Below are 15,307 nucleotides of genomic sequence, written 5' to 3'. Positions count from 1 at the left end.
TCGGCGCGGGGTTTTGGCGTCCTCCCGAGCCAACACCGCTGGGCGGCGGCCCGACTCATCCCCTCCGGACGAGGGCCGGTTCCTTGACCGTCCCGGAGCGGCTCGTCAGGGCCGGCGCACCACCCAGCCGGTGCGCCTGCCGTGCACGACGAGGTCGTCGCGGTGCAGCGCCGAGCCCGGACCGTGCGGGTCGGCCAGCGCGTCGAGGCGTGCGGCGTCCCGCGGGTCGAGGGTCCCGGCGAGGGCCGAGCGGAGGTGGCTGAACCAGGCGTGCGCGTAGCGACCGACGGCCGGCGGGTGCGGCGGGGCCAGTTCGATGTCGAACGTGCGGCCGGCGACCGGCTCGAAGCCGGCCTTCTCCAGCAGCCGGGCCCAGTCCCGGCCGTGGTGGGGGAACGACGTCAGCCGGGCCTCGAGCCCGTCGTCGGGCAGGAAGCGCACCGGGCCGTCGATCTCCACGAGGGCGAGCAGGCCGCCCGGGTGCAGCCTCGCGTGGGCGTCCGCCAGCACGCGGTCCGGGTCGGCCACCTCGTGCAGGGACATCGAGGCCCAGACCAGGTCGACGGGCTCGAGGTCGGGCAGGCCGGCGTCCAGGTCGGCGCGGACGGTCCGGACCCGGTCCGCCAGCCCCAGGTCCAGGGCCCGGCGCCGGACCCGCCCGAGCATCTCCTCCGACACGTCGAGCGCGACCACCTCGGCGCCGAGGAACCGCTGGGCGAGGGCCACCGTGCCGTTCCCGGTGCCGGCCCCGAGGTCGAGGAGCCGGCGGTGCGGGATGCCGTCGCCGAGGCGACGTACCCAGGCGGTCACGTCGGCCCACGAGGCGTGCAGCACGGTGGCGTCGAGGTCGAGCAGCTCGGCCAGGGCGCTGGGTCGCCCAGACGGGTGTCCGGTGGCCTGGTCGTGGTCGTGGTCGTGTGCATGGGTCATGCCGCCACGGTACGACGGTTGTGCGTTAGTGGCATACCATCTTGCGTATGACGCAAGAGACCGACCTGGACACCGTCGTGCGCCAGCGGATCAAGGGGCTGCGCCAGGCGCGCGGGTGGTCGCTGGACGCGCTGGCCGCCCGGTGCCACCTGAGCCCCTCGTCGCTGAGCCGCATCGAGACCGGCGGCCGGCGGATCGCCCTGGACCAGCTGACCGTGATCGCCCGGGCGCTCGGCACGACGCTCGACGCGCTCGTGGAGTCGGCTGACGACGACGACGTCGTGATCAAGCCGCACCGCGACGAGTCGCGCGGGGTCACCACCTGGGTGCTCGGTGGCGAGCGCTCGCCGCACGGCATGACGGTGGCGAAGATCCGGATCACCGAGCCGGTGGAGGCCGGGCCGCTCCGGCAGGGCGTGCACCCGGGGCGCGACTGGTTCACGGTGCTGTCGGGCACCGCCCGGCTGCACCTGGGGGACCGGGTGGTCCTGGTGGAGACCGGTCAGGCGGCGGAGTTCTCCACGATGGTGCCGCACGCCTTCGGGGCGCACGGCGGACCGGTGGAGGTGCTGGTGATCCTGGACCACGACGGCGAGCGCGCGCACCTGCACGCCTCGACGGTGGACCTCACCGGCCCCTGACGGGACCGGCCACGCCCGGATCAGGCGTTCTCGGCGGCCTGGATCTCGGCGAGCAGCCGGTCGAGGTCGACGTGCTCGGACTCGGTGCCGGCCGGCACGGCGGTGTACATCTGGTCGACGAAGGCCGCGACGGCCAGCGTCGGGAGCTGCACGAGGGCGTCGCCGCCGTCGGAGCAGAGCTCGATGGTCACCGTGGCGCGGCCCTCGTCGTCGAGGCAGGGCCACACGTGCACGTCGCCGTCGCCGGTGGGCTCGGTCAGGCCGTCGTGCAGCAGGTCCCGGGCGAACGTCCACTCGACGTCCTGGGTCTCGGTGCGGAACATCGCGACGACGGCGTAGGGGTCGTTCACGTCGTAGCCGAGGTCGGCGACCACCGGGGTCCCGACGGAGAGGTGGCCGGTGCTCACGACGGCCCGACCGGGCACGCTGTGCGAGAAGGCGGACGTGGCGTCCTGGTTCGTGTTCATGCGCGACCTGCTCCCTGTTCCCCCCCGCGTCAACCGCGGTAAGTGGATCCCCTCCACAGGGAGATACGTCGGCCTCCGGAGGCCTCGGCTTAAGGGTTAGTGAAGAAATCAACCGAATGGTCAGCGTGTCGCGGCGGAATGGGCAGCCCGGACGGGGCGTTCTCGCGGTATGACGGACACCTTGATCCTCCTCCCCGGACCCGACCACCCGATCTCCCTCGAGCCGACCGGCGCGCGCGTGACCGTCCGCTTGGGCGGCCGGGTCGTCGCCGACACGGTCGACGCGATCACGCTGCGCGAAGCGTCGTACCCGCCCGTGCAGTACGTCCCGCTGGCCGACGTCGACCCGGCCGTGCTGCGGTCCAGCGACCACGCGACGTACTGCCCCTACAAGGGCGCGGCCTCCTACTACGCGCTGCAGGTGGGCGACGACCTCGTGCCGGCGGCCGCCTGGTTCTACCCCGCCCCGCACGACGCGGTGGCGGTCGTGCGGGACCACGTCGCGTTCTACCCTGATCGGGTGGACGCCATCGAGGTGCACCGTGTCGCGTGAGCACCGGGTCACGGTGGAGGGCCGGACGATCCGCTCGCCGCGGCTGACCCTGCGCCCGTGGGTGCTCGAGGACGCCGAGGCCGCGCTCGCGGTGTACGGCGAGGCGGACGTCGCGCGCTGGCTGAGCCCGGCCATGGAGCGGGTCGACGGCGTCGACCGGATGCGCTCGCTGATCGGGACCTGGCTCGGCGAGGACCTGGAGCCCCCGCAGGGTCGCTGGGCGGTCGAGCTGTCCGGGACGGGCGAGCTGGTCGGCGGCGTGGCGGTGCTCCCGCTCCCGCCGCAGGGCGAGGACCTGGAGGTCGCCTGGCAGCTCGCGCCGCACGCCTGGGGCCACGGGTACGCCGCGGAGGCCGGCCACGCGGTCGCGCACCACGCGTTCGCCTCGGGGGTCGACGAGCTGTTCGCGGTGGTCCGCACCCAGAACGGCCGCGGCGCCGCGACCGCCCAGCGGGTCGGCATGGAGTGGGTCGGCGAGACCGAGAAGTACTACGACCTGCGGCTGCAGGTGTTCCGGCTGCGCAAGGGCGAGCTGGACGTCCCGATCGCGCCGCAGCGGGGCTAGCTAGCGCGCGACGTACACCGTGTTGGCCGACGTGCCGCCGGTGAGGAAGTTGTCGAACTCCACGACGTGCGAGGCGACGGTGTCGAACTCCGCCTCGAGCAGCCCGACGAAGTCCGGGTCCGGCGGGTCGTCGGACCAGAGTGCGAACACGCCGTCGGGCCGCAGCCGCTTGCGCATCCGGCGCAGGCCGGCGGCGGAGTAGAACACCGCGTGGCTCAGGTGCAGCACGTGCCGGGGGCTGTGGTCGATGTCGACGAGCAGCACGTCGTACTGGCGCTCGGCCTCGTCGGGGGAGAGCGGCTGCCCGGCCCCGATCGTGGTGAAGAAGTCGGCGGTCACCAGCCGGCTGCGCTCGTCGGAGACCAGCTCGTCGGAGACCGGCAGCAGGCGGCGTTCGTGCCAGTCGACGACCTCGGGCAGCGCCTCGACCACGGTGAGCGCGTCGACCCGCGGGTCCTCCAGGGCGGCCACCGCGGTGTAGCCCAGGCCCAGCCCGCCGACGAGCACGTCCAGCCCGGTGCCGCGGTGCGCGGCGAGGCCGAGCCGGGACAGCTCGATCTCGGCGACGGTGAACAGGCTGGACATGAGGTACTCCTCACCCAGCCGCACCTCGAAGACGTCCACGTCGAGGACCGGCTCGCGGCGCCGCCGCAGGCTGATCTCCCCCATCGGCGTCTCGCGCCAGTCGAGCTCCTCGAACCGTGCGCTCATCGCTCCAGTGTGGCAGGGACGCCCGGCGCGGCCGCGGGAACCCCGGCGGCTGCGTGCGCCCGGGCGCCGGTGCGCTCGGCGCCGATCCCGGCGGCGACCACGAACCCGATCCCGACGACCGGCCACAGGCCGGGTGCCTGGTGCAGCAGCAGCAGCCCGACGACGAGGGCGATCGCCGGCTCCAGGCTCATCAGGGTGCCGAAGGCCGCGGTGGTGAGCCGGCGCAGCGCGAGCATCTCCAGGCTGAACGGCACGACCGGCAGCAGGAAGGCCAGCCCGATCCCGACCAGCGCGACCTGCCAGGTCAGCGACGGCCAGGTCCCCGGTCCTGCGACGAGGGTCGCCACGATCCCGGCGACCGGCAGCGAGACGGCCAGCCCGTGCAACCCGGAGAGCTCGTCGCCGACCGCCTGGGTGAGCAGGATGTACGCCGCCCAGCAGACCGCCGCGCCCAGGGCGAAGGCCACCCCGACCGGGTCGACCGCGCCGCGCCACGGCTCGGTCAGCAGCAGCACGCCGACCCCGGCCAGCAGCGGCCAGAGCAGCAGCCGGCCGCCGCGGCTGCGGGCCACCGCGACGCCGAGCGGGCCGAGGAACTCCAGGGCGCTCGCGGTGCCGAGGGGCAGCCGGTCCACCGCCGCCATGAACAGCATCGTCACGCCGGCGGTCACCACGCCGAGGGCCACCCCGGCGACCAGCCCGCGCCGGGTGAAGTCGGACCGGCGCGGACGCACCAGCACCAGCACGAGGACGCCGGCCCAGGTCAGCCGCAGCCAGGCCGCGCCCTCGGGGCCGATCTCGTCGAAGAGGCCGACGGAGGCGGCCAGCCCGAGCTGGACGCAGGTCATCGAGGCGACGGCCATGAAGGTGCCGGAGCGGGCTGACGTTCTCATGCACCCAGTAGACGACGCCAGAACCGTTCGCGTCCACGTGAGTCCGGTGGACATACCGTTCGGGACCAGTGAATGATGCTGGCCATGGAACCCCGCCGCCTGGAGCTGCTGCTCGAGCTGTCCCGGCTCGGCTCGATGCGGGCCGTCGCCGACGTGCTCTCGGTGACCACCTCGACGGTCTCCCAGCAGATCGCGGCGCTCGCCCGGGAGGTGGGCACCCCGCTCGTCGAGCCGGAGGGCCGGCGGGTCCGGCTCACCCCGGCCGGCCGGCGGCTGGCCGACCACGCCGTGACGATCCTCGCCGCGATCGAGGCGGCCCGGCTGGACCTCGACCCGTCGGCGGTCCCGGCCGGCACCGTGCGGGTCGCGGCGTTCGCCACCGCGGTCCGGGCCACGCTGATGCCCGTCGTGCACACCCTGGCCGCCGAGCACCCCGACGTGCACCTGCAGATCCTGGAGCACGAGCCGGACGAGTGCCTGGAGCTGCTCGCCGCCGACGACATCGACCTGGCCCTGACCTACGAGTTCGCCCTCGCGCCGGCCGGCTTCGACGCGACGCTCGAGACGGTCCCGCTCTGGGAGGCGGACTGGGGTCTCGGCGTGCCGGCCGGCGACCCGCCCGCGCCCGGCACGTCGGTCGACGTCCTGGCCCGCTACCGGGACAGCGACTGGATCGTGAACTCGCGCAACAACTCCGACCTCGAGGCGGTCGCCCGGGTCGCCTCGCAGGCCGGCTTCGTGCCCCGGGTGGTGCACCGGGCCGACAGCCTCGAGCTGGTCGAGGACCTGATCGTCGCCGGGCTCGGGGTGGGCCTGCTGCCGCAGGCCCGGGCCGTCGTCGACGGGGTGCGGGTGCTGGCGCTCGCGGAGCCGCGGGTGACCCTGCGGGCGCACGCCGTGGTGCGGCGCGGACGCACCGCGTGGCCACCGCTCGCCCTGGTGCTGCGGCTGCTCACCTGAACCGGCACGGTTTGTCGGGCCGTCGGGCGGGCACCGGTCACCCATGAGCCACACCGCGGACGCCGAGCCGGAATCCCCGACCGACCTGACCAAGCCCTCCTGGGTCTACGTGCTGCGCAAGACCGCGCGCGAGTTCTCCGCCGACCAGTGCACCGACCTGGCCGCCGCGCTGACCTACTACGCGGTGCTGGCGCTGTTCCCGGCGATGATCGCGCTGCTCTCGCTGGTCGGCCTGGTCAGCGACCCCAAGCAGACCGTCACGACGCTGCTCGGCATCGCCAAGCAGGTGGGCGCCGGCTCGATGGTGTCCAGCATCGAGCAGCCCCTCACCGACATGGCCACCCAGCCGCAGGCCGCCGGGATCGCCTTCGTGGTCGGCCTGCTCACCGCGCTGTGGTCGGCCTCGGGCTACGTCGGGTCGTTCGGCCGGGCGATGAACCGGATGTACGAGATCCGCGAGGGCCGCCCGTTCTGGAAGCTCCGCCCGGTGATGCTGCTGGTCACCCTCGTCTCCCTGGTGCTGGTCGCTGCCGTCGCCCTCGCGCTGGTCGTCACCGGACCGGCCGCCGACGCGGTCGGCAACGCCCTGGGCATCGGGTCGACCGCGGTCACCGTGTGGAACATCGCCAAGTGGCCGGTGATCCTGCTGGTCGTGGTGCTCGTCGTGGCCGTCCTCTACTGGGCCACGCCCAACGTGAAGCAGCCGAAGTTCCGCTGGATCAGCGTGGGCGCCCTGCTCGCGATCGTGGTCTGGGTCGTCGCCTCGGCGCTGTTCGGCGTGTACGTCGCCACCTTCTCCTCCTACAACAAGACGTACGGCGCGCTGGCCGGCGTCGTGGTCTTCCTGCTCTGGCTGTGGATCACCAACCTCGCGCTGCTCTTCGGCGCCGAGCTGGACTCCGAGCTCGAGCGCGGCCGGGAGCTGCAGGCCGGCCTGCCGGCCGAGGAGACCCTGCAGCTGCCGCCGCGCGACACCCGCACGATCGAGAAGCAGGAGAAGAAGGAGGCCGCCGACGTCGCGCGCGGCCGTGAGCTGCGGGAGGGCCACGGGGAGCCCGCGAAGCACCGGGAGGAGTAGGGAGGAGTAGGGAGGGGCGGCTTGTTCGCCCTGGGAGAACGGCGGAACAGCCGCCCGGGCACCGGAGTTGAGTCGGTACCGCTCAAGTCCGGAAAGGTGGGACCTTGATGTCCTCCACGTCACTCCCCGTCCTGTTCGTCACCGACCTCGTCGTGCTTCCCGGCATGGTCGTGCCGATCGAGCTCGACGAGTCCTCCCAGGCCGCCATCGACGCCGCCCGCTCCAGCAGCGACGGCCGGCTGCTGGTCGCCCCCCGTCTCGAGGACCGCTACGCGTCGTACGGCGTCATCGCCAGCGTCGAGCGCGTCGGCCGGTTCAGTGGGGGAGCCGCAGCCGCCGTCCTCAAGGCCGAGGAGCGCGCCCGCATCGGCAGCGGCGTCACCGGTCCCGGCGCGGCCCTCTGGGTCGAGGTCGAGACCGTCCCCTACGACCCGGAGCACGTCTCCGACCACGCCCGCGAGCTCGCCGAGGAGTACAAGCGGCTCGTGGTGGCCGTCCTGCAGCGCCGCGAGGCCTGGCAGGTCATCGACTCCGTCAATCGGATGACCGACCCGTCGGCCATCGCGGACGCGGCCGGCTACGCGCCGTACCTCAGCGACGACCGCAAGCGCCGACTGCTCGAGACGCCCGACGTCGCGGACCGGCTGACCGTGCTCATCGAGTGGACCCGCGAGCACCTCGCCGAGCAGGAGATCACCGACAAGATCGGTGAGGACGTCCGCGAGGGCATGGAGAAGAGCCAGCGGGAGTTCCTGCTGCGTCAGCAGCTCGCCGCGATCCGCAAGGAGCTCGGCGAGGGCGAGCCCGAGGGCTCCGACGACTACCGCGCCCGCGTGGAGGCCGCCGACGTCCCCGACGCCGTGCGCGCCGCGCTGCTGCGCGAGGTCGACAAGCTCGAGCGCTCCAGCGACCAGAGCCCCGAGACCGCCTGGATCCGCACCTGGCTGGACACCGTCCTGGAGCTGCCCTGGGCCGTCACCACCGAGGACGTGGACGACATCGCCGCCGCCCGCGCGGTGCTCGACGCCGACCACCACGGCCTCGACGAGGTCAAGGAGCGGATCGTGGAGTACCTCGCGGTCCGGGCCCGTCGCGCCGACCGCGGCCTGCAGGTCGTCGGCGGCCGCGGCTCGGGGGCCGTGGTGCTGCTCGCCGGCCCTCCCGGCGTCGGCAAGACCTCGCTCGGCGAGAGCGTCGCGCGGGCGCTCGGCCGCAAGTTCGTCCGGGTCGCCCTGGGCGGTGTCCGCGACGAGGCCGAGATCCGCGGCCACCGGCGGACGTACGTCGGGGCCCTGCCCGGCCGCATCGTGCGGGCGATCAAGGAGGCCGGCTCGATGAACCCGGTCGTGCTGCTCGACGAGGTCGACAAGGTCGGCGCGGACTACCGCGGCGACCCGGCGGCCGCGCTGCTCGAGGTGCTCGACCCCGCGCAGAACCACACGTTCCGCGACCACTACCTCGAGCTCGACCTGGACCTGTCCGACGTGCTGTTCATCGCGACCGCCAACGTCGTCGACCAGATCCCCTCGGCCCTGCTGGACCGGATGGAGATGGTGACGCTCGACGGCTACACCGAGGACGACAAGGTCGCCATCGCCCGGGACTTCCTGCTGCCCCGGCAGCTGGAGCGGGCGGCGCTGACCGAGGACGAGGTCACCGTCAGCGACGCCGCGCTGCGCGAGCTCGCGGCCAGCTACACCCGCGAGGCGGGCGTGCGGCAGATGGAGCGGCTGATCGCCAAGGCGCTGCGCAAGGCGGCGACCCGGCTGGCCGTGGAGCCCGGCGCGATCGCGATCGACGAGCCGGACCTCAAGCAGCTGCTCGGGCGGCCGCGGTTCACCCCGGAGTCGCACGAGCGCACCTCGGTGCCGGGTGTGGCCACGGGCCTGGCCGTCACCGGCATGGGCGGTGACGTGCTCTACATCGAGGCGTCCTCGTCGGCCGGTGAGCCCCGGCTGACGCTGACCGGCCAGCTCGGCGACGTGATGAAGGAGTCCGCGCAGATCGCGCTGTCCTTCGTCCGCTCGCACGCCGACGCCCTGGGCGTCGACCCGACGGTCCTGGACCGGAACATCCACGTGCACGTCCCCGCGGGCGCCGTCCCGAAGGACGGACCGAGCGCGGGCGTCACGATGGTCACCGCCCTGGTGTCGCTGGCGACCGGGCGACCGGTCCGCGGCGAGGTCGGGATGACCGGCGAGGTCACGCTGAACGGCCGGGTGCTCCCGATCGGCGGCGTGAAGCAGAAGCTCCTCGCTGCCCAGCGGGCCGGCCTGACCGAGGTGTTCCTGCCCCAGCGCAACGAGGCGGACCTGGACGACGTACCCGCCGAGGTCCGGGACGCGGTCACCGTGCACCTGGTCGGCGACGTGCTCGACGTCGTCGCCGGAGCCCTGGGGAGTGCCGCGCCGGCCGGAACGGTCGCTGCCTGAGTCTTTACCAACCGCGACGCTGCGCCTACCCTCGGAGCACGACTCGAGAAGAGGGTTGGCGCAGCGTCGTCTCTCGGGAGCTTCCATGAACGAGCTCGTGTTCGACCCGGTCAACGTCCTCGGCTGCACGCCCGACGAGGCAGCCCGCCTGCTGGAGGGGCGCCGGGTCACGCCCGGCGAGGTCGAGGCGGTGGCCGCCGTCCACTACGACGTACGGCGGCACGCCCGCGACCCGCGGTCCTACTGGGTCACCGTGACCCAGGCGGCCCGCATCCTGCGACTGTCGCCGGTCGTGGTCCGGTCCCTGGTGGACCGCGGGGCGCTGTCGCACGTCCGGCACACGTCCGGGGTGCCGCTGATGCGACGCCACGAGATCGACGAGCGGGCGTCAGTCCGTCCGGAGTAGGCGCTCCGCCGCGGCGCGCGCGTGCCGGACGGCGTCCGGCTCGTCCCCGGCCGTCAGCGCGACCACCGCACCCTCGTAGAGCAGGTGCAGCTGCGCCCCGAGCCGGTCGCTGCCCGGGCAGCCGGCCTCCTCCGCCAGGACGGTGAACAGCTCGCGCATCCAGGCCTTCTCGGCCCGGATCAGCGGGAGCGCGGGGTGGTCGGTGCCGCCCACCTCGGCGTAGGCGTTGACGAAGGCGCAGCCGCGCTCCTGCCGGTCCAGCCAGCCCTCGAGGGCGTCGAAGACCGAGAGGATCCGCTCCGGTCCGGGCTCGGGGTGCTCGGCCAGGTGGGCCAGGGCACGCCGCTGCCAGTGCGCGGCGCGGCGCCGGAGGTAGAGGACCACCAGGCCGTCCTTGGAGCCGAAGCGGTCGTAGAGCGTCTTCTTGGTGGTGCCCGCCTCCTCGGCGATCAGCTCGACGCCGACGCCCCGGATGCCGCGCTCGTAGAAGAGCCGGCTGGCGGTGTCGAGGAGCCGCGCGCCGGCGGGGGTCGTCACGTCGTCCACGGTGGTCGCGACGGGCAGTGCGGTCATCTCGCCTCCTGGAGTCCACTGCGAGTATACCTACCGGTATGGTTACCCTGTTCGGGTGAGACGTTCCGACTGGCTGCCCGCGACCCTGCTCGTGGTGATGTGGAGCTCCGGGTTCATCGGGGCCGAGCTCGGCACCCGCACCGCCCCGTCGGACACCCTGCTGGGCTGGCGCTACCTCGCGGCGGCGCTGCTCGTCGGGGCCTGGGCCGCGGTCCGCGGGATCCGCCCCGACCGTCGTACCTGGCCGCGGCTGGCGCTGGTCGGTCTGCTCTGCCAGTGCCTCTACCTCGGCGGCGTGGTCACCGGCGTCGGCCTCGGCGTCCCGCCCGGCACCGCCGCCCTGGTCGCCGCCCTGCAGCCGCTGCTCGTCGCGGTGGTGGCCGGGCCGCTGCTCGGCGAGCGGACCAGCGTCCGGCAGCGGGTCGGCCTGGTGCTCGGCGTGGTCGGCGTCGCGCTCGTCGTGGCCGGCGACCTCGGTGCGGGCGCCCCGCTGCTCGGCTACGCGCTGGTGGTCGGCGGGATGCTGGCGCTCGCCTCCGGCACCCTGCTCGAGCGGCGGCTCCGGCTGCCGGTCTCGCTGCTGGAGTCGCTGACCGTGCAGACGCTCACCGCCGCGGTGTTCTTCCTGCTGGTGGCCACCGCGGACCGGCACCTGACGCCGCCCGCGGACCCGCGGTTCTGGTGGGCGGTGCTGTGGGTGGTCGCGCTGTCGACCTTCGGCGGCTACGGCTCCTACCTGCTGGTGCTGCGGCGCAGCGGCGCGACCCGGGTCAGCACGCTGCTGTTCCTCACCCCGCCGACCACCGCCCTGTGGGCGTTCCTGATGTTCGGCACCCGGCCGGCGCTGCTCGCGCTGCCCGGCGCGGTCGTCTGCGCGCTGGCCGTCTACCTCGTCGTACGGCGGTCGGGCCGGCCGGTCACGCGCGGCGCCCGGGCCTGATCCCGAGCACCGTCAGGCCGCCGAGCACGAACAGCGTGCCGATCGACGCGGCGGCGGCCGGCCACCCGTCGTACTGGTAGGCCAGCCCGATCAGCGCGCCGAACGCGCTGGAGCCGAGGTAGTAGGCCAGCAGGTACATCGCCGCCGCCTGGCCCCGGCGGCCGGCCGCCAGCGAGGACACCCACGAGCTGGCGACCGAGTGGGTCGCGAAGAAGCCGGCGGTGAACACCAGCAGCCCGGCGGTGATGGACGCGAGGTGGTCCGGGAGCGTCAGCGCCAGCCCGGCCAGCGACACCACGATCCCCGCCAGCGCGAGCCGGCGCCGCCCGAACCGGTCCGAGAGCCGGCCGGCCAGCGGGGAGCTGACGGTGCCCGCGAGGTAGGCCAGGAACAGCAGCGACGTGACGGTCGTGGACATCCCGAGCGGTGCGGCCTCCAGCCGGAAGGTCAGGTAGTTGTAGCAGGCGACGAAGCCGCCCATCAGCAGGAACGCGAGCAGGCACAGCCGCAGGATGTCGCGGTCCCGCACCAGCTCCCGCAGGGCGCCGACGTGGTCACGCGGCCCGGCCGACGTGGTCGACGTACGACGGGCGGCGGGGAGCAGCCGGGTGAACGCCAGCGCGGCGAGCAGCGCGACCACGCCGAGCAGCCCGATCGCGGCCCGCCACGAGCTGCTCTCCTCGACCAGGCCCGGGATCAGCCGCCCGGAGATGCCGCCGAGGGTGTTGCCCGCGACGTAGACGCCGATCGCGGTGCCCAGCTCGGCGGGGTGCACCTCGTCGCCGAGGTGCGCGACCGCGACCGCCACGACCGCGGCGAGCGCCACCCCGACGAGCCCGCGGGAGAGCAGCAGCATCCAGAAGTACGGCGCCGCGGCGGCCACGAACGTGAACAGGCAGGCGACCAGCAGCCCGGCGCGCATCACCGCGACCCGGCCGACGGACTCGGCCAGCGAGGACAGCGGCAGGATCGCCAGCGCCAGGGCGCCGGTCGCGGCGGACACGGTGAGGCTGGCGGCGGTCGGACCGACCCCGAAGTCGGCGCCGATCGCGGGCAGCAGCGCCTGCGTGGAGTAGAGCAGGCCGAAGGCGGCCAGCGCGGCGAACAGCATCGCGACGTTGAGCCGCCGCAGCTCGCTGCTCCCGGAGGTCAGACCCTCGACCGTGCCCTGGCTCTTCATCGGGCCCCACGCTACGAGCCGGTGCCTGGTTCCTCCAACGAGATGTGGCTCATCTGACGCGGGCCGGCCGGCCCACCGCCCGGTCGGCGTCGCTGGGCAGCGGGATCTGCACCTGCCAGGCGTGCGCGCCGTCGTCCAGCGCCCAGAGCCGGGCCGCGACCAGCCGCAGGATCTGCATCGACCCGGTGATGAGCACCGCGGCGAGCGGCAGCTCGACGAGGAGCGCGGTGGCCAGCGACCAGACCTGGTCGTCGCCGTGCGCGGTCAGCACGTCGAACCACGCGTCGCAGACCAGCAGGACCCCGGTCGCGAAGGCGGTGAGCACCAGCATCTGCCGGCGCAGGTAGCCGAGCACCGCGGTGGCGACCATCAGTACCAGCAGCAGCACGTCGAACCCCACCCAGGTGACGTCCCAGTTGTGTGCGACGTACCGCGGCGGCAGGGACACCGCCAGGTAGACGATCCACGGCACCAGCGCGGCGGCGCTGACCACCAGGAGCAGGATCCGCAGCTCCCGGGTGCGCCGCAGCCACCGGCGCGACGGCACGAGGTCGTCGACCGGGCGGACCAGCCGCCGGATCAGGTCGTGTCGCTCGGCCGGCGACATCGTCGCGATCTGCTCGTCAGTCAGCACCCGCTCATTCTTGCTCGCCGGCCGGCACCGGTCAGGGCATCCGGGCGTGGTCGCCGAACAGCGCGACCTTCAGCGCGCCGGTCTCGCCGGCCCGCGAGAACACGTCGTAGGCGTCCTGCATCTCGGCGAGGCCGAACCGGTGGGTGACCAGCCCGGAGACGTCGATCTGGCCGGCCGCGAGCATGCCGAGCAGCTGCGGGGTGGTCCGGGTGTCGACGAGCCCGGTGGTGATCGTGACGTCCTTGATCCACAGGTCCTCCAGGTGCAGGGTCGCCGGGACGCCGTGCACGCCGACGTTCGCGACGTGACCGCCGGGCCGCACCAGGGTGGTGCAGAGCTCGAAGGTCTCCGGCACCCCGACCGCCTCGACGACCACGTCCGCCCCCAGCCCCGCCGTGAGGTCCTGCACCGCGGCGAGCACGTCGTCCGTGGGGCTGAGGGCGAGGTCGGCGCCCATCTGCTTGGCGGCGTCGCGCCGCGCCCCGACGGGGTCCACCACCACGACGTGGGTCGGGCTGTAGAGCCGGGAGGTCAGCACCGCGGCCAGCCCGATCGGGCCGGCGCCCACGATCACCACGGTGTCCGCGGGCCGCACGGTGCCCGCCAGCACGCCGACCTCGAAGGAGGTGGGCAGGATGTCCGAGAGCAGCACCGCCGCCTCGTCGCTGACCTGGTCGGGGAGCCGGTGCAGCGAGGTGTCGGCGTAGGGGATCCGGACCTGCTCCGCCTGCGTCCCGTCGATGCGGTGGCCCAGGATCCAGCCGCCCCCGCTCAGGCACTGCCCGTAGCGGCCCTCGCGGCAGTAGCGGCAGCGCGCGCAGGAGGTGATGCAGGAGACCAGCACCCGGTCGCCCTCGGCGACGCCACGCACGCCCGCGCCGGTCGCGACCACCGTGCCCACGGCCTCGTGCCCGAGCACCCGGCCCCGGTCGACGGTGGGTACGTCGCCCTTGAGGATGTGCAGGTCCGTGCCGCAGATCGTGGTCGCGTCCACCCGCACCACGGCGTCGCCCGGGTCCTGGACCACCGGGTCCGGGACCTCCTTCCAGACGCGCGAACCGGGTCCGTCGTACACGAGTGCCAACATGTCGTCCTCCTCGGAAGCCAGCAGGTCGCGGCGGCATCGGCCGGTCCGCGCCCACCGCTCCTCCAGCGTTTCCGGGCCGCCCCGGCCGGGGCAGCGGTCTTAGCGCCCCGATGCGGGGGACCTAGGTCCCGCGCACCCTGAGAGACTCCGGGGGTGACCGACGCACCCCACTGGACCGAGCCCGGCGCCCATCCCGTCGCCGACGGCATCCACCGGATCCCGCTGCCGCTCCCGATGGACGGGCTGCGCGCGGTGAACGTCTACGCGATCGAGACCGAGGACGGGCTCACCCTCGTCGACGGCGGCTGGGCGCTCGACGCGTCCCGCAAGCAGCTCGACGAGTCGCTCGCGTCGATCGGCCGGACGGTCTCCGACATCACCCGCTTCCTGGTCACCCACGCGCACCGCGACCACTACACCCAGGCCGTGACGATCCGCCGTGAGGTCGGGTCGCACGTGAGCCTCGGCCTCGGCGACCGGGGCAACCTGGACGTCGTGCGCGGCGGGTCCGGGTCCGACCCCACCCTCGCGCAGATCCGGCGCGCGGGTGCCGCGGAGGTCGCAGCGGGCTGGCAGGAGGCGATGGGCGGCCAGGTGCCCGACCCGTCGATGTGGGAGTACCCCGACACCTGGCTCGACGGCGACCATCAGCTGACGGTCGGCACCCGCACGATCGACGCGGTCTCGACGCCGGGCCACACCCAGGGCCACTTCGTGTTCGCCGACCTCGCGGCCGGCCTGCTGTTCGCCGGCGACCACGTGCTGCCGACCATCACCCCGTCGATCGGGTTCGAGCCGGCGTACGCCGACCAGCCGCTCGGCGACTTCCTGGGCTCCCTCGCCAAGGTCCGCGCCATGCCGGACCTGCGGCTGCTCCCCGCGCACGGCGACGTGACAGCGTCCAGCCACACGCGCATCGACGAGCTGGTCGCCCACCACGACGAGCGGCTCGCGCTCTGCCTCGCCTCCGTGCTCGCCGGCCGGACCACGGCGTACGCCGTCGCGGGCGACCTGCCCTGGACCCGCCACGAGCGGCACCTCGACGAGCTCGACGTGTTCAACTCCGCCCTCGCCTCGATGGAGACGATGGCGCACCTGGAGCTGCTGGCCGCCCGGGGCTCGATCACGAGCACGGACGACGGCGGGGTCAACGCCTACGCGCCGCGCTGACCTGGACTTTCTCTGGGGAAACTGGGACTGGGGGGTCCGGGACCAGGTACGTTGACCTGGCTCGTTTTTCCCCTCTCGGACAGGGAC

The 15,307-nt window shown here is 73.8% G+C and carries 17 protein-coding genes; 9 read left to right on the top strand and 8 right to left on the bottom strand.

The genetic code is table 11. The features are described 5' to 3' along the window. Nucleotides 1–105: 105 nt before the first annotated feature. On the bottom strand, nucleotides 106–930 hold the full coding sequence (locus tag KRR39_RS17725) for a class I SAM-dependent methyltransferase (protein WP_216938799.1): 825 nt from the start codon (nucleotides 928–930) through the stop codon (nucleotides 106–108). 47 nt (nucleotides 931–977) lie between these two features. Here KRR39_RS17725 and KRR39_RS17720 point away from each other — a divergent pair, with 47 nt between their 5' ends. Further along, nucleotides 978–1,571: a helix-turn-helix domain-containing protein gene (locus KRR39_RS17720; RefSeq protein WP_216938798.1), complete on the top strand. Its 594-nt coding sequence runs from the start codon at nucleotides 978–980 to the stop codon at nucleotides 1,569–1,571. A 20-nt stretch (nucleotides 1,572–1,591) separates the two neighbouring features. On the opposite strand, the gene KRR39_RS17715 is transcribed toward KRR39_RS17720, so the two are convergent. After that, a complete protein-coding gene (locus tag KRR39_RS17715) occupies nucleotides 1,592–2,038 on the bottom strand; it encodes an SsgA family sporulation/cell division regulator (RefSeq protein WP_216938797.1) in 447 nt (148 codons plus the stop codon). 169 nt (nucleotides 2,039–2,207) lie between these two features. Here KRR39_RS17715 and KRR39_RS17710 point away from each other — a divergent pair, with 169 nt between their 5' ends. Both KRR39_RS17710 and KRR39_RS17705 read left to right on the top strand, forming a co-directional pair. Further along, nucleotides 2,208–2,591, top strand: coding sequence for a DUF427 domain-containing protein (locus KRR39_RS17710; protein WP_216938796.1), 384 nt, complete (start codon nucleotides 2,208–2,210; stop codon nucleotides 2,589–2,591). Then, complete coding sequence (locus KRR39_RS17705; RefSeq protein ID WP_254185232.1) at nucleotides 2,581–3,156, top strand: GNAT family N-acetyltransferase; 576 nt, start codon at nucleotides 2,581–2,583, stop codon at nucleotides 3,154–3,156. The genes KRR39_RS17710 and KRR39_RS17705 overlap by 11 nt, the downstream gene beginning before the upstream one ends. Here the strand turns inward: KRR39_RS17705 and KRR39_RS17700 are convergent, their stop codons facing one another. Both KRR39_RS17700 and KRR39_RS17695 read right to left on the bottom strand, forming a co-directional pair. After that, on the bottom strand, nucleotides 3,157–3,867 hold the full coding sequence (locus tag KRR39_RS17700; RefSeq protein ID WP_216938795.1) for a polyamine aminopropyltransferase: 711 nt from the start codon (nucleotides 3,865–3,867) through the stop codon (nucleotides 3,157–3,159). Then, nucleotides 3,864–4,760: an EamA family transporter gene (locus KRR39_RS17695; RefSeq protein WP_216938794.1), complete on the bottom strand. Its 897-nt coding sequence runs from the start codon at nucleotides 4,758–4,760 to the stop codon at nucleotides 3,864–3,866. The genes KRR39_RS17700 and KRR39_RS17695 overlap by 4 nt, the downstream gene beginning before the upstream one ends. 84 nt (nucleotides 4,761–4,844) lie before the next feature. Here KRR39_RS17695 and KRR39_RS17690 point away from each other — a divergent pair, with 84 nt between their 5' ends. The 4 genes from KRR39_RS17690 to KRR39_RS17675 all read left to right on the top strand — a co-directional run bounded on the left by KRR39_RS17690 (nucleotide 4,845) and on the right by KRR39_RS17675 (nucleotide 9,636). Next, complete coding sequence (locus KRR39_RS17690; protein ID WP_216938793.1) at nucleotides 4,845–5,720, top strand: LysR family transcriptional regulator; 876 nt, start codon at nucleotides 4,845–4,847, stop codon at nucleotides 5,718–5,720. A gap of 43 nt (nucleotides 5,721–5,763) precedes the next feature. Further along, the gene (locus KRR39_RS17685) at nucleotides 5,764–6,798 is read left to right on the top strand and encodes a YihY/virulence factor BrkB family protein (RefSeq protein WP_216938792.1); all 1,035 of its coding nucleotides are present in this window, start codon (nucleotides 5,764–5,766) and stop codon (nucleotides 6,796–6,798) included. 107 nt (nucleotides 6,799–6,905) lie between these two features. Continuing rightward, a complete protein-coding gene (gene lon / locus KRR39_RS17680) occupies nucleotides 6,906–9,230 on the top strand; it encodes an endopeptidase La (protein WP_216938791.1) in 2,325 nt (774 codons plus the stop codon). A gap of 85 nt (nucleotides 9,231–9,315) precedes the next feature. Next, a complete protein-coding gene (locus KRR39_RS17675) occupies nucleotides 9,316–9,636 on the top strand; it encodes a helix-turn-helix domain-containing protein (protein ID WP_216938790.1) in 321 nt (106 codons plus the stop codon). Here the strand turns inward: KRR39_RS17675 and KRR39_RS17670 are convergent. Then, nucleotides 9,619–10,209: a TetR/AcrR family transcriptional regulator gene (locus KRR39_RS17670; protein ID WP_216938789.1), complete on the bottom strand. Its 591-nt coding sequence runs from the start codon at nucleotides 10,207–10,209 to the stop codon at nucleotides 9,619–9,621. The genes KRR39_RS17675 and KRR39_RS17670 overlap by 18 nt on opposite strands. Before the next feature lie 55 nt (nucleotides 10,210–10,264). Here KRR39_RS17670 and KRR39_RS17665 point away from each other — a divergent pair, with 55 nt between their 5' ends. Then, the gene (locus KRR39_RS17665; protein WP_216938788.1) at nucleotides 10,265–11,149 is read left to right on the top strand and encodes a DMT family transporter; all 885 of its coding nucleotides are present in this window, start codon (nucleotides 10,265–10,267) and stop codon (nucleotides 11,147–11,149) included. Here the strand turns inward: KRR39_RS17665 and KRR39_RS17660 are convergent. From KRR39_RS17660 to KRR39_RS17650, 3 genes are all read right to left on the bottom strand, one after another. Then, entirely contained in the window at nucleotides 11,127–12,260 is a 1,134-nt protein-coding gene (locus KRR39_RS17660; RefSeq protein WP_436972062.1) for an MFS transporter, read from the bottom strand. The genes KRR39_RS17665 and KRR39_RS17660 overlap by 23 nt on opposite strands. Before the next feature lie 118 nt (nucleotides 12,261–12,378). Beyond that, entirely contained in the window at nucleotides 12,379–12,963 is a 585-nt protein-coding gene (locus tag KRR39_RS17655) for a hypothetical protein (RefSeq protein ID WP_216938786.1), read from the bottom strand. Nucleotides 12,964–12,994: 31 nt separating this feature from the next. Further along, complete coding sequence (locus tag KRR39_RS17650; protein WP_216938785.1) at nucleotides 12,995–14,050, bottom strand: zinc-dependent alcohol dehydrogenase family protein; 1,056 nt, start codon at nucleotides 14,048–14,050, stop codon at nucleotides 12,995–12,997. 153 nt (nucleotides 14,051–14,203) lie between these two features. Between KRR39_RS17650 and KRR39_RS17645 the strand changes: the two genes are divergently transcribed. After that, nucleotides 14,204–15,220, top strand: a complete 1,017-nt coding sequence (locus KRR39_RS17645; RefSeq protein ID WP_254185231.1) for an MBL fold metallo-hydrolase — start codon at nucleotides 14,204–14,206, stop codon at nucleotides 15,218–15,220. Nucleotides 15,221–15,307 lie beyond the last annotated feature (87 nt).

The organism is Nocardioides panacis, assembly GCF_019039255.1.
GTDB classification, from domain to species: Bacteria; Actinomycetota; Actinomycetes; order Propionibacteriales; family Nocardioidaceae; genus Nocardioides_B; species Nocardioides_B panacis.
The sequence above is the reverse complement of the archived record's forward strand: the minus strand, read 5'-3'. Positions and strand labels throughout refer to the sequence as shown.

Bases quoted from the DNA above. Each gene is read 5' to 3' on its own strand.
- lon (WP_216938791.1), top strand. From the start codon at position 6,906: ATGTCCTCCACGTCACTCCCCGTCCTGTTCGTCACCGACCTCGTCGTG.
- KRR39_RS17710 (WP_216938796.1), top strand. From the start codon at position 2,208: ATGACGGACACCTTGATCCTCCTCCCCGGACCCGACCACCCGATCTCC.
- KRR39_RS17720 (WP_216938798.1), top strand. From the start codon at position 978: ATGACGCAAGAGACCGACCTGGACACCGTCGTGCGCCAGCGGATCAAG.
- KRR39_RS17650 (WP_216938785.1), bottom strand. From the start codon at position 14,050: ATGTTGGCACTCGTGTACGACGGACCCGGTTCGCGCGTCTGGAAGGAG.
- KRR39_RS17725 (WP_216938799.1), bottom strand. From the start codon at position 930: ATGACCCATGCACACGACCACGACCACGACCAGGCCACCGGACACCCG.
- KRR39_RS17670 (WP_216938789.1), bottom strand. From the start codon at position 10,209: ATGACCGCACTGCCCGTCGCGACCACCGTGGACGACGTGACGACCCCC.
- KRR39_RS17695 (WP_216938794.1), bottom strand. From the start codon at position 4,760: ATGAGAACGTCAGCCCGCTCCGGCACCTTCATGGCCGTCGCCTCGATG.
- KRR39_RS17690 (WP_216938793.1), top strand. From the start codon at position 4,845: ATGGAACCCCGCCGCCTGGAGCTGCTGCTCGAGCTGTCCCGGCTCGGC.
- KRR39_RS17685 (WP_216938792.1), top strand. From the start codon at position 5,764: ATGAGCCACACCGCGGACGCCGAGCCGGAATCCCCGACCGACCTGACC.
- KRR39_RS17700 (WP_216938795.1), bottom strand. From the start codon at position 3,867: ATGAGCGCACGGTTCGAGGAGCTCGACTGGCGCGAGACGCCGATGGGG.
- KRR39_RS17675 (WP_216938790.1), top strand. From the start codon at position 9,316: ATGAACGAGCTCGTGTTCGACCCGGTCAACGTCCTCGGCTGCACGCCC.
- KRR39_RS17660 (WP_436972062.1), bottom strand. From the start codon at position 12,260: ATGCTGTTCGCCGCGCTGGCCGCCTTCGGCCTGCTCTACTCCACGCAG.
- KRR39_RS17715 (WP_216938797.1), bottom strand. From the start codon at position 2,038: ATGAACACGAACCAGGACGCCACGTCCGCCTTCTCGCACAGCGTGCCC.